This is a genomic window from Micromonospora sp. NPDC049359, from assembly GCF_044466585.1.
Taxonomy (GTDB): domain Bacteria; phylum Actinomycetota; class Actinomycetes; order Mycobacteriales; family Micromonosporaceae; genus Micromonospora.
The window spans coordinates 1-12573 of record NZ_JBITMW010000020.1; the positions used below are offsets into that span (position 1 = coordinate 1).

Annotated in this window: 9 protein-coding genes and 1 pseudogene; 7 read left to right on the top strand and 3 right to left on the bottom strand. The window is 73.3% G+C overall.

Annotated elements, in window-relative coordinates; genetic code table 11:
- The first annotated feature begins 71 nt into the window (after nucleotides 1-71).
- From ACIBTX_RS31600 to ACIBTX_RS31615, 4 genes and pseudogenes are all read left to right on the top strand, one after another.
- The gene (locus tag ACIBTX_RS31600) at nucleotides 72-836 is read left to right on the top strand and encodes a VOC family protein (protein WP_396833373.1); all 765 of its coding nucleotides are present in this window, start codon (nucleotides 72-74) and stop codon (nucleotides 834-836) included.
- A gap of 5 nt (nucleotides 837-841) precedes the next feature.
- A pseudogene (locus ACIBTX_RS31605) lies at nucleotides 842-1912 on the top strand (alpha-hydroxy acid oxidase); the annotation flags it as partial.
- A gap of 80 nt (nucleotides 1913-1992) precedes the next feature.
- Nucleotides 1993-3324: a PLP-dependent aminotransferase family protein gene (locus ACIBTX_RS31610; RefSeq protein ID WP_396833374.1), complete on the top strand. Its 1332-nt coding sequence runs from the start codon at nucleotides 1993-1995 to the stop codon at nucleotides 3322-3324.
- Nucleotides 3321-4673, top strand: a complete 1353-nt coding sequence (locus tag ACIBTX_RS31615; RefSeq protein ID WP_357125263.1) for a cation:proton antiporter — start codon at nucleotides 3321-3323, stop codon at nucleotides 4671-4673. Before ACIBTX_RS31610 ends, ACIBTX_RS31615 begins: the two co-directional genes overlap by 4 nt.
- Nucleotides 4674-4690: 17 nt before the next feature.
- On the opposite strand, the gene ACIBTX_RS31620 is transcribed toward ACIBTX_RS31615, so the two are convergent.
- From ACIBTX_RS31620 to larB, 3 genes are read right to left on the bottom strand one after another with little or no spacing between them, the layout of a single operon-like run.
- Nucleotides 4691-5989: a nucleotide disphospho-sugar-binding domain-containing protein gene (locus ACIBTX_RS31620; RefSeq protein WP_357125266.1), complete on the bottom strand. Its 1299-nt coding sequence runs from the start codon at nucleotides 5987-5989 to the stop codon at nucleotides 4691-4693.
- Nucleotides 5986-7350, bottom strand: coding sequence for a nickel pincer cofactor biosynthesis protein LarC (gene larC / locus ACIBTX_RS31625; protein WP_357169068.1), 1365 nt, complete (start codon nucleotides 7348-7350; stop codon nucleotides 5986-5988). The genes ACIBTX_RS31620 and larC overlap by 4 nt, the downstream gene beginning before the upstream one ends.
- A complete protein-coding gene (larB, locus tag ACIBTX_RS31630; RefSeq protein ID WP_357125274.1) occupies nucleotides 7343-7999 on the bottom strand; it encodes a nickel pincer cofactor biosynthesis protein LarB in 657 nt (218 codons plus the stop codon). The genes larC and larB overlap by 8 nt, the downstream gene beginning before the upstream one ends.
- A 19-nt stretch (nucleotides 8000-8018) precedes the next feature.
- Between larB and larE the strand changes: the two genes are divergently transcribed.
- From larE to ACIBTX_RS31645, 3 genes are all read left to right on the top strand, one after another.
- Complete coding sequence (gene larE / locus ACIBTX_RS31635; protein WP_357169071.1) at nucleotides 8019-8912, top strand: ATP-dependent sacrificial sulfur transferase LarE; 894 nt, start codon at nucleotides 8019-8021, stop codon at nucleotides 8910-8912.
- A gap of 67 nt (nucleotides 8913-8979) precedes the next feature.
- A complete protein-coding gene (locus tag ACIBTX_RS31640) occupies nucleotides 8980-11304 on the top strand; it encodes an HAD-IB family hydrolase (RefSeq protein ID WP_357125281.1) in 2325 nt (774 codons plus the stop codon).
- On the top strand, nucleotides 11301-12560 hold the full coding sequence (locus ACIBTX_RS31645) for a zinc-binding dehydrogenase (RefSeq protein ID WP_357125284.1): 1260 nt from the start codon (nucleotides 11301-11303) through the stop codon (nucleotides 12558-12560). Before ACIBTX_RS31640 ends, ACIBTX_RS31645 begins: the two co-directional genes overlap by 4 nt.
- The last annotated feature ends 13 nt before the right edge of the window (nucleotides 12561-12573 follow it).

Here is a 12573-nt window from a genome sequence, read left to right on the forward strand (position 1 = left end):
CCGGGGGGGGGGGGGGGGGGCCGGGGGGGGCGGGGTGGGGGGGGGGGGGGCCCGGGGGGGCGGGGGGGGGGGTGCACCCCCCCGCCCGCGACGGGTTCGTCACGGCCACGGTCGGCGGCTTCGGCGACGTGACGCACACCTTCGTCCAGCCACCCGAGGGGTCGGCCGGCCCGGTGCTGCCCGGCCTGACGCCCGGTCTTCCGGACGGGCACCTGCCGGAGGCGGGGCCGGCTCTGGGGCTGGGGGTGGTCGACCACCTCGCCGTCTGCCTCGAGGCGGGCACGCTCGACCCGACCGTCGACTTCTACCGCACGGTGCTGGATTTCGACATGACGTTCGAGGAGCACATCCTCGTCGGCAGCCAGGCGATGTTCTCCAAGGTGGTGCAGAGCCCGTCGCGGTTGGTCACGCTCACGCTCATCGAGCCGGACGCCTCGGCCGCCGCCGGGCAGATCGACGACTTCCTCAAGGGGCACGGTGGCCCCGGTGTGCAGCACGTGGCGCTGTGCTCACCGGACATCGTGTCGGCGATCTCGGCGTTGACCGATCGGGGCGTGGAGTTCCTGCGCACGCCGGAGACCTACTACGACCTGCTCGGCCAGCGACTCGACCTCGCCCGGTACGACGTGAACCAGCTGCGGTCCCGCAACATCCTCGTCGACGAGGACCACGACGGCCAGCTCTTCCAGATCTTCGCCAGGTCCACCCATCCGCGCCGGACGTTCTTCTTCGAGGTCATCGAGCGGCTGGGTGCGCGCACCTTCGGCAGCGGGAACATCCGGGCGCTGTACGAGGCGGTCGAGGCGGAGCGGACCAAGACCCACGACGTCCTGTGACCACCATCGCGGCCCAGGGAACCGACCTCGCCGGCCTGCTCTGCCTCGACGACGTGGCGTTGGCGGCGCGGCGGGTGCTGACCGAGCCCGTCTGGGACTACGTGGCCGGGGGCAGCGGCACCGAGTCGACGCTGCGCGACAACCGGGACGCGTTCGACCGGGTGCACCTGGTCCCCCGTGTGCTGGTGGGTACGGACACCTGCGACCTCGGCACGGAGTTGCTGGGCACGCCGATGGGTCTGCCCGTCGGGGTGGCGCCGATGGCCTACCAGCGGCTCCTGCACCCGGACGGCGAGGTGGCGCTCGCCGAGGCGGCCCGGGACGAGGGCGCGGTCTTCGTCGCCAGCATGCTCAGCAGCGAGCCGGTCGAGCGGATCGCCGCCACCCAGGCGGAGGTCTGGATGCAGCTCTACTGGCTGCGCGACCGCGGGCTGGTCGCCGATCTGGTGGCACGCGCCGAGGCCGCTGGCTGCCGGGCTCTCATGCTGACGGTCGACGTGCCCCGAATGGGTCGCCGCCTGCGGGACATGCGGTCCGGGTTCACGCTGCCCGACGACGTGGTGGCCGCCAACCTGCCACCGGAGGTCGGCGCGGCAGCGCACTCCGGCGGCCTGCACAGTTCGGCGCTGATGGTGCACACCGGTCTCGCTTTCGACCCGAGGCTGTCCTGGCGGGATCTGGACTGGCTGCGGCGACGGACGCGGCTGCCGATCGTCGTGAAGGGCGTCCTGCACGCGGACGACGCGGTGCGCGCGACGGACCTCGGAGCGGACGCGGTCGTGGTGTCCAACCACGGCGGCCGCCAGCTCGACGGCGCGGTGCCCAGCATCGCGGCGCTGGAGCCGGTGGTCGCGGCCGTGGCCGACCGGTGCGCGGTGCTCCTGGACAGCGGCGTCCGTAGCGGCGTGGACGTGGCGCGGGCGCTGGCCCTCGGCGCGTCCGCGGTGCTGGTGGGTCGGCCCGCTCTCTGGGGGTTGGCGGTGGGTGGCCGGGCCGGGGCCCGCCGGGTGCTCTCGTTGCTGCGGGCCGAGTTGGAGGATGCGATGGCGATGATGGGCTGCGCCGACCTGCGGGCGCTGGGCCACGGCACCACCGTGGCCGGTGGCGGGCCGGTGTCGACGGGGCGGGGCCGGGCGTCGGGTGATGCCCTCGCGGGATGGTCCCCGTGACCGGCCGGTCGGGGACGACCACGGTGGGCGCCCGCGCGCCGATCGCCCTGGCCGACCTGCACGGTTCGCTGGCCGACCCGGTGCTCGACTCGATGACCTTCCTCAACGAGATCGCCGGTCGCTTCCCGGACGCGGTGTCGTTCGCCGCCGGCCGGCCCTACGAGGAGTTCTTCGAGGTCGAGGCGGTGCATCGCTACCTGCGCCGCTACTGCGACCATCTGCGTGACGAGCACGGGTTGAGCGAACGTCAGGTCAACCGCACGCTGTTGCAGTACGGGCGGACCAAGGGCATCGTGCACGACCTGGTGGCCCGCAACCTGTCCGTCGACGAGGGGATGGACGTCGACCCGGAGTCGGTCGTGGTGACGGTGGGCGCGCAGGAGGGCATGTTCCTCGTGTTGCGGGCGTTGCGGACCGACCCCCGCGACGTGCTGCTGGCCGTCTCGCCGAACTACGTGGGCATTCGCGGGGCCGCGTCGCTCGTGGACATGACCACGCTGCCGGTGCGGGACGGCTCGCGCGGCATCGACCTGGCCGACCTCGCCCGGGTGGTGCGCGACGCCCGGGCGGCGGGGCAGCGCCCCCGCGCGCTGTACCTCGTGCCCGACTTCGCCAACCCGGCCGGGGCGAGCCTGGACACCGAGACCCGGGTGGCGGTGCTGCGCGCGGCCACCGAACACGATCTGCTGATCATCGAGGACAACCCGTACGGGCTGTTCCACGCCGGTGGCGACCGCCCGGCCACGCTCAAGGCCATGGACGACGACCGTCGGGTCGTCTATCTCGGCTCGTTCGCCAAGACCGGGATGCCCGGCGCCCGGGTGGGTTACGTGGTCGCTGACCAGCCGGTGGCCGGCCCCGGGGGAACGGGCCTGCTGGCCGACGAGCTTTCCAAGATCAAGAGCATGGTGACCGTCAACACCTCACCGCTGGCGCAGGCGATCATCGCCGGCAAGTTGCTGGAGCACGACTGCAGTCTCGTCCGCGCCAACGAGCGCGAGGCCGGCGCGTACCGGCGCAATCTGCGGCACGTGCTGGACGGCCTGGCTGCGCGCTTCGGGCCGGGTGCCGGCGTTTCCTGGAACACCCCCGGTGGGGGCTTCTTCCTCGTGGTGACGGTGCCGTTCGTGGTGGACGACGCGCTGCTGGAGCGCTCCGCCCGCGACTTCGGTGTGTTGTGGACGCCGATGCACCACTTCTACGCCGACGGAGGTGGACGCCACCAGCTCCGTCTGTCGGTCAGCCTGCTGCAGCCACCGCAGATCGAGCAGGGGCTCGACCGACTGGCGGCCCTGATCAGGGAGATGAGGCCGGTATGAACGCACCCATCATGCCGCTGGCCGGCGGACAGGTCGTGATCCTGCTCGTCCAGATCGCGTCCCTGCTCCTGCTCGGCCTCGGCCTGGGCCGGTTGGCGGCGCGGTTCGGCCTGCCCCAGATCGTCGGCGAGCTGATGGCCGGCGTGGTGCTCGGGCCGTCGCTGCTCGGCCACGCCGCTCCGGCGGTCCACGACTGGCTGTTCCCCGCCGACCCGGCGCAGATGCACCTGCTGGACGCGGTCGCCCAGATCGGCGTCCTGCTGCTGGTGGGGGTGGCCGGCATCGAGTTGGACACCCGGATCGTCCGCCGCCGTGGCACCTCGGCGCTCCGGATCAGTCTGGGCGGTCTGCTCATCCCGATCGGCTTCGGCATCCTGATCGGTTACCTGGCCCCGGCCGTCCTCGTGCCGGACACCACGGAACGCCCGGTGTTCGCGCTGTTCCTCGCCGTCGCCATGTGCGTGACGGCGATCCCCGTGATCGCCAAGACGCTGGCGGACATGAAGCTCATCCACCGCGACGTCGGGCAGTTGATCATGACTTCCGGCATGGTCGACGACGCCGTGGGCTGGTTCCTGTTGTCGGTCGTGTCGGCCATGGCGACCGTCGGCGTACGCGCGGGTCAGGTCGCGCTGTCCCTGCTGCTGCTGGTGGCGTTCGTGGTCGCCGCGATCGTCGTCGGCCGGCCGCTGGTGAGTGGAGCGTTGCGGCTCGCCGGCCGGTCCACCGAGAGCGGGCCGACCATCGTCACGGCCGTGATCATCGTCCTCGTCGGCGCGGCGATCACCCAGTCGCTGCACATGGAGGCGGTGTTCGGCGCGTTCGTCGCCGGCATTCTCGTCGGCCAGGCGATCCGGGATCGGCGGGCGGTGCTGGCCCCCCTGCGGACCGTCGTGCTCACCGTGCTGGCACCGATCTTCCTGGCCTCCGCCGGCCTACGGATGGACCTCGGCGTGCTGCTCGACCGCGACGTGGCGATCGCCGCCTTCGTGGTCCTCGCGGCGGCGATCCTCGGCAAGTTCACGGGCGCGTACCTCGGTGCGCGATCCAGCCGGCTCGGCCACTGGGAGTCCCTGGCCGTCGGCGCCGGCATGAACGCCCGGGGCGTCGTCGAGATCGTCGTCGCCATGGTGGGGTTGCGGCTCGGCGTCCTGGACATCGCCACCTTCACGATCATCGCCCTCGTCGCCATCGTCACGTCGATGATGGCGCCCCCGCTGCTACGCCTGGCGATGTCCCGGGTCGCGCACAGCGCCGACGAACTCCTGCGCAAGGCCGACCACGAGGAGCAGTGGGCGACCGGACCGGTCGTCCGACCGGCGGGCACGGGCGCCCCGCCGGCCGCGTAGCGGGCCGACCCAGCGGATCAACCCAGGACGCCGGCGGGGCCGATGGGGTCGGCCTCCCCGGAATCGTGCAGGGCGAGGATGGCCTCGGCCGCGTTCGCGGGTCCGTCAGTGGCCGCGTACCAGCGCTGGACCCGCTCGGCCGCCTCGCGGTAGGACCGGTCGGCCAGCATCTCCGCGGCGAGCGCGGCCAGTCTCGCGCCCACGTGTCTCGGCGCCAGCAGGCGTGCCGCGCCGATCCGTTCCAGCAGCGCGAGGTTCAGGTCCTGCTCCGGTTGGAGCGGAAAACCGAGCACCGGCGTGCCGCCGGCCATCGCCGTCTGCACGCTGCCCTGTCCGCCCGCGGTGATCGCCAGGTCCACCTCCGGCATGATCAGGTGGCTCGGCAGCACGCCGCCGACCATGACCCGGTCGCCGGCCATGTCGTGCAGGTCGTGGTGGGTGCCGGCGACCAGTACGCGCACCGGGAGGGTGGCGATGGTCGTCACCACGCGCCGCACGAAGCCGACCTCGGCCGAGTTGACCGCCACGTAGACGACCGGCCCCGGCTCGGCGAGGAAACGGGCGACCCGCTCGGGCAACGGCAGGTCGAGCCGGGCGTAGAGCGGCCCGACGCAGCGCAGCCGGGTGCCCGCCCGATAGCCGGACCGGCCGTCCGGCCGCCAGTCGGCCACCTCCGTGGCGGACACGCCCAGCACCTCCGGCACCTCCGGGATGAGCGCCAGGTCGCCGAGGACGAGCGCGGCGAGGCTGGGTACGCGCGGTACGCCCAGGTCGGCCGCCAGCCGGTTGAACCCGCCGCAGTAGAAGCCGACCCGGGACGGCAGGGAGTTGGACAACCACCGCAGCAGCGGCGACGGCAGCAGGCCGAAGTGCGCCTGACTCGGCGCCGGCAGCATCCCGCGCTCGAACAGCGGCGGTACCCAACTGCCGGCGTGCTCGGTGACCAGCCGGGCACCGGCCAGCCGGGTCGACAGCAGGGTGGTCAGCGTGAAGCCGGTGACCACCGTACGGATGTCGTGCTGGCGGAAGTACTCGGTCTCGGCGGTGACGTAGTCGCGCATCTCCCGGTCGGTGTACATGCTCTGACCGACGTAGCCCATGCCGATCTCGTCGCGGATGAACCGTTCGCACCGCTGCGGCGTCATCCGTTCACCGACGATGTCGTACGGGACGCCGACGTCGCGGAGCACGTGCTCGTAGGTGCCGCCGTGCGTGGCGATGCGGGCGGTCACCCCGCGCTGTCGCAGCGCGCGGTAGATCTCCAACATGCGCGAGGTGGCGGAGAGGAAGCCGCAGTGCGGCATCAGACAGATCACGCGGTCGTCGCCTCCGGGAGCGGACCGGCCTCCGGGAGCGGACCGGCCTCCGGGACCGAGTCGGCCTCCGGGACCGAGTCGGCCTCCGGGAGCGGTTCGGCCTGCGGTGACGGGCCGACGCCGCGGGCCACCGCGCGTACCTCGTCCAGCACCCGGGCGACCGGCACGTCGGCGCGCTGGGCGACCGCCAGGGCGTCGTCGTACTCCGGTTGCACGCTGACCAGACGGTCACCCAGGTAGCCGCGCTTGACCCGTACGGCGGTGTCGCCGTACGGCATGGCGATCTGGTCGCGGCGCAGCCGGCGGCGCTGCACGGTGGACACCCGTACGCCGAGCGTGCCGGTGTAGGTGAAGACCAGCCGGCAGACCAGGTCGAGCTGCGCCGGTGCGGCCAGCACGCTGAGCAGTTGCCCCGGTCGGCCCTTGCGCATCAGCACCGGCGTGCACCAGGCGTCCGCCGCGCCCACGGCCCGCAACCGCTCCAGCAGATCCGGCCAGATTCGCGGGTCCAGGTCGTCGATGGTGGTGTCGACCCGGTGCAGCGGTTCGCCCTGCCAGGGTGTGGCGTCGGAGTCCGGGGCCGCCGAGGCGCCCACCAGCACCCGCAGGATGTTCGGGTGGCCGGCCGGGTCGCGGGTGCCGGCGCCGACCCCGACCGCGTGCGGCACCAACGCCGGTGGCGGCCCCCAGCCGGTGGCCAGGGTGGCGAGCAGGGCGGCGCCCGACGGCGTGCACAACTCCATCGCGGCCGGATGGGCGGCGATCGGTGCGCCCGCGCCGGAGAGGATCTCCAGAACGGCGGGCACGGGTACCGGCATCGGGCCGTGCTCGGTGCGGACCACGCCGGAGCCGACCGCGACCGGGCCGACCACCCGGATCGGCGCGTCGAGCAGCCCCAGGTCGGCGAGCGCGAGCGCACATCCGACCAGGTCGACCACCGCGTCGAGGGCGCCGACCTCGTGGAAGTGGATGTCCGCCAGGGGTACGCCGTGCACCCGCGCCTCGGCCCGCGCGAGGGTGGTGAAGGCGGCGACCGCGAAGTCGTGCACCGCCGACGGGAGCGCCGCCCGCGCGATGATCGCGGTCACCGCGGCCAGGTCGCGGTGGGTGCCGCTGTCGGGTGCCGTGACGACGAGATGGGCGGCGCGCAGGCCGTGTCGGCGTACGCTCTCCAGCTTCAGCGTCACCGGCTCCACCGCGAGTCGCGCCACGCCCTGCTCGACGGCGGACAGGCTCGCGCCCGCGTCGAGCAACGCCGCCAGCAGCATGTCGCCGGCCGCGCCGTTGCTGGGGTCGACCCACAGGGCGGTGCTCGACGGGACCGCCGCGCTGTCCTCGGTCATCGTCCGCGGCTCAGCCATTCGCGTCTGCGCAGCTCGGCGTGCGGCGGGCGATCCTGGCGGCGGCGACGCCCGCGCCGAAGCCGTTGTCCACGTTGACGGTGAGCACGCCCGGGGCGCACGAGTTGAGCATGCCGAGCCAGGCCGTCAGGCCGTCCAGGTGCCAGCCGTACCCGACGCTGGTGGGCACCGCGATCAGCGGGCTGCCGACCAGTCCACCGAGGACCGACGGCAGCGCGGCCTCCATCCCGGCGATGGCCACCACCACGTCGGCGCGGGCGATCCGGTCCCGCTCGGCCAGCAACCGGTGCAGGCCGGCCACCCCGACGTCCACCACGAGATCCGCCCGGGACCCGAAGACGGCCACGGTGGCCGCGCACTCACGGGCGACCGGCAGGTCGCTCGTGCCGCCGCAGGCGATGGCGACCGTGCCCACCGGCGTGCGCTCGGGGCCCACCACCGCGGTCCGGGACACCGGATCCACCACGTCGGCGCCGAACTCGTCGGCGCACCGGGCCATGGCGGCGTCGGTGAGCCGGGTGGCGAGGATCGGAGTGTCCGGATGGGCGACGCGTAGCGCGTGCATCGCTCCCGTCACCTGTTCAGGAGTTTTGCCCGCGCCGTACACCACTTCGGGGTCGCCGGTGCGCGACAGACGGTCCACGTCCATCCGTGCGAATCCTAGGTCGATGAATTCCGGTGCGGACACCTCACGCTCCTTCCAGTACTGTCGAGCTGTGAGACCTGATGGATGGGCCTGGGGGGCCGCGGATCAGCTCGTCGCGGAATTCACACGATACGGCAAAACGCTCGTCGCATTCTCCGGTGGCGTGGACTCCAGCGTCGCCGTAGCGGCGGCGGTGCGGGCTCTGGATCCGGCCGATGTCGCCGCGGTGACGGCGGTTTCGGCCGCTGTCCCCGCCGCCGAGGTCGCCGCCGCCCGCGACTTCTGCGCCCGGCTCGGCGTGGCGCACCACGTGCTCGGCACCCGCGAGCTGGAGGTCGAGGGCTACCGCGAGAACGGCCCGCGCCGGTGCTACTTCTGCAAGAGCACGCTCATCGACACCGTGCGTGAGCTGGCCGACCGGCTCGGCTTCACGACAGTGGTGACGGGCACCAACGCCTCGGACCTGGCCGCCGGCTTCCGACCGGGGATCGCCGCCGCGGCCGAGCGCGAGGCCCGCACGCCGCTCGCGGACCTCGGGCTCGACAAGCCGGCGGTACGCGCGATAGCGGAGCTCTGGGGCCTCGACACGGCCGCCAAACCGGCCGCCGCCTGTCTGGCCAGCCGGATCGCGTTCGGGGTGCCCATCTCGCCGGCCCGGCTGGCCCGGGTGGAGCTGGCCGAGCTGGCCGCCCGCCGCCTGCTGGCCCCGCACGGGGTGGTCGACCTGCGGGTCCGTGACCTGGGCGACGGCGTCCGCCTCGAGGTCGACGCGCCCATCGTGGAGCGGGCCCGTGCCGACCAGCGGGTCGCCGCGGCCATCCGCGCGGCCGGATTCCCCGACCTGCCGCTCACCGTGGAGGCGTTCCGGTCCGGATCGATGAACGAACTGCTCGACGATCCGGACCGCTGGCGCTGACCGTCGGCGTCGTTTTTTCCGCGAATCGGTGGCTGACGCGCGGCCCGTTTGACGCTATCCTCATCTGGTGAATTACAACCCGGGTGACCGACCCGCCACGCCGAACTGGTCTCTCGATGGTGCCCACGTCCTGCTCACCGGGGTGACCGGGTTCCTCGGGCAGGCAGCGCTGGAGCGGCTGCTCGCCGACTACCCCAACACCCGGGTGACGGTGCTGGTGCGCGGGCGCGGCGCGACGTCGGGCGCCGACCGCGTCGCCGGACTGGGGCGCAAGCCGGTGTTCCGCACGCTGCGCCGCAGGATCGGCGGGCCGGCCCTCACGCAGTTGCTGGCCGAGCGGGTCAGCGTCCTCGAGGGCGACCTCACCGGCTCGGTCCCGGCGCTTCCGGACGACCTGACCGCCGTCCTGCACTGCGCGTCCACCGTGTCCTTCGACCCGCCGATCGACGAGGCGTTCGAGGTCAACGTCGGCGGTCTGGTCAACCTCTACGATGCGGTCGTCGCGCTGCCGCGACGTCCGCACGTGGTCCACGTCTCGACGGCGTACGTGGCCGGCGCCCGCAAGGGCGTGGTGCCCGAGGCCCCGCTGGACCACGACGTCGACTGGCAGGCCGAGCTGACCGCCGCGCGGGCCGCCCGCGCCGAGGTGGAGCGCGCTTCCCGCCGCCCCGAGGCGCTGCGCGCGCTGTTGGCCGAGGCCCGCGCCGAGCACGGCAAGGCCGGCCCGCAGGCGACGGCGCGGGCCGCCGAGGAGGCGCGGCGTCGCAAGGTGACCGAGCGACTCATCGACTACGGCCGGCTGCGCGCGCACAGCGTCGGCTGGCCGGACGTCTACACGTTCACCAAGGCGCTGGGGGAGCGGGTCGCCGAGCAGTACGCCCGCGACGAGGGGCTGCGCCTCTCCGTGGTGCGCCCGGCGATCGTGCAGAGCGCGCTGCGTCATCCGTTCCCCGGGTGGTTCGACTCCTTCAAGATGGTGGACCCGATCATCCTGTCGTACGGGCGCGGCACGCTTCCGGACTTTCCCGGCCTGCCCGACGCGGTGGTGGACATCGTCCCCATCGACCTGGTCACCAACGCCCTGCTGGCGGTCGCGGCCGTCGAGCCGGAGCCCGCCGCGCCGGTCTACTACCACGTCGGCACCGGCGCGCGGAACCCGCTGACCCAACGCCAGCTCGACGAGAACATCCGCAACTACTTCCGCCGTCACCCGCTGCCCGAGGCCGGTCGCGGTCACATCGCGGTGCCGACCTGGCGCTTTCCGGGCGCGAGCCAGATCGAGCGCAAGCTGCGCACCGGTGAGCGCGCCGTGTCGCTCGCCGAACGGGCGCTGCTGCGGCTGCCGGCCTCGCCGCGCACCCGCGACTGGATGACGAAGGTGCACAAGGAGACCAAGCGGATCGAGTCGCTGCGTCGACTGTCCGACCTGTACGGCGTCTACACCGAGGTCGAGGCCATCTACACCGACGGCAACGTGCTGGCGCTGCACCGCCAGGTGCCCGAGGAGATGGTCAGCCGGGGCAGCTTCGACGTCGCCGAGGTGGACTGGCCGCACTACCTCCAGGAGGTGCACTGCCCGGCCATCACCGCGCTGCTGCGGCAGTCGGTGACCCGGCGTCCCCGTTCCAGCGGGCGCGGGCCGCTGCCCGAGGGCCGCGACACGGTGGCGGTCTTCGACCTGGAGGGCACGGTGGTGGCGTCCAACCTCATCGAGACCTTCCTGTGGGCCCGCCTGTCCGACCGGCCGAAGGGCGGCTGGGCCAAGGAGTTCGCCGCGCTCGCCGGAGCCGCGCCGCGCTACCTGCGCGCCGAGCAGCGCAGCCGGGGTGAGTTCATCCGGACCTTCATGCGGCGGTACGCCGGCGCCTCCGAGGAGGCGCTGCGCGACCTGATCCGTGACCGGATGGGTGACGCGCTGCTGCGGCGGGCGCTGCCGGAGGCGATCCGGCAGATCCGCGCCCACCGTGCGGCCGGCCACCGCACCATCCTGATCACCGGCACCGCGGACATCCTCATCGAATCGCTGCGCCCGCTCTTCGACGACGTGGTCGCGAGCCGGTTGCACGTGCGCGACGGCGTCCTGACCGGCTTTTTGGCCTCACCGCCGTTGGTGGGCGAGGCCCGCCTGGCCTGGCTCCGCCACCACGCCGACGACATCGGCGCAGACCTGCGCAGCTCGTACGCGTACGGCGACAGCTTCTCCGACCGATCACTTCTCGAGGGGGTGGGCAACCCGGTGGCCGTCAACCCCGATCCCAAGCTGTACCGCCACGCGAAGCGCCAGAACTGGCGCATCGAGGAGTGGGGCGGGCACACGGTCGGCGCGGTCGAGAACATGGTCGAGCTGACCACCTCGGCCGCCGGCCCCGGCGCGCGGGGAGCGGCCCGATGATGCCGGCCCTGGAATACCGCCAGTCGACTCCCCGCTTCCTCGCCGCCCGGGGCGCCAGCTCCACCAAACTCGGCGGCCGGATGTCCGGCGTGCTCGCCAGCAACGTGGCGCCCCTGCGCCTGGTGCACCGGGCCGAGCCCAGCCTGCCGTCGGGCGACTGGGTCCGGCTGCGACCGCTGCTCTCCGGCATCTGCGGCTCGGACGTCAGCCTGCTGACGGGTCGCTCGTCGCCGTACTTCGGAGCGGTCGTGTCGATGCCCTTCGTGCCCGGGCACGAGGTGGTCGCGGAGACCCTGGACGACCTACCCAACCTGCCCAAGGGCAGCCGCGTCGTGGTCGACCCGGTGCTGTCCTGCGCCGTACGCGGCGGGGAGCCCTGCCGATGGTGTGTCGCGGGGCAGCACAGCCGGTGCGACCGGGTCACCGCCGGTCGTGTCTCCGCCGGCCTGCAGACCGGCTACTGCACCGACACCGGCGGCGGCTGGGGTCGGCAGATGGTCGCGCACGCGGCCCAGCTGCATCCCGTACCCGACACGATGGACGACCGCCGGGCGGTGCTCGTCGAGCCGCTGGCCTGCGCGGTGCACTCGGTCCATCGGGCGCAGGTGCCGGCCGGGGCGGCCGTGTTGATCGTCGGCGCCGGCACGGTCGGCCTGCTGACCCTGCTGGCGCTGCGTGCCCTGACCAAGGCCGGCCCCATCTACGTGGTGGCCAAGCACGCGCACCAGCACGCCCGGGCCCGCGAGCTCGGGGCCACCGAGGTTTTCCAGCCGTCCCGTGCGGCTCGCGCGGTACGCCGGGCCTGTGGCGGCACGCTGGAGCAACCCATGATCGGCGGCGACTTCCTCCTCGGCGGGGCGGACGTGGCCTTCGAGTGCACCGGTGCCGGGGCCGGCCTGGATATGGCGCTGCGGCTGGTCCGGGCCGGTGGCACGGTGCTGCTGTCCGGGATGCCTTCCGGCGGGGTGGACCTGACACCCGTCTGGTTCCGGGAGCTGAACCTCGTCGGGTCGTACGCCTCCAGCGGCAGCGCGGCGGCGAGCCCGACCGCCGGGACCGAGGCCGACGCGCCGGAGGCCGACGAGCCCGTCGGGGGCACGTTCGCCGAGGCGATGGCGCTGGCCGCCGAAGCGCCCCTGGACGGTTACGTCGACGCGATCTACCCGCTGTCGCGGTGGCGCGAGGCGCTCGGCCACGCCGCCAAGGCCGGGCAGTTGGGCGCCGTCAAGGTCGCCTTCGACCCCAGCCGCAACTGACCAAGCAGCCCGA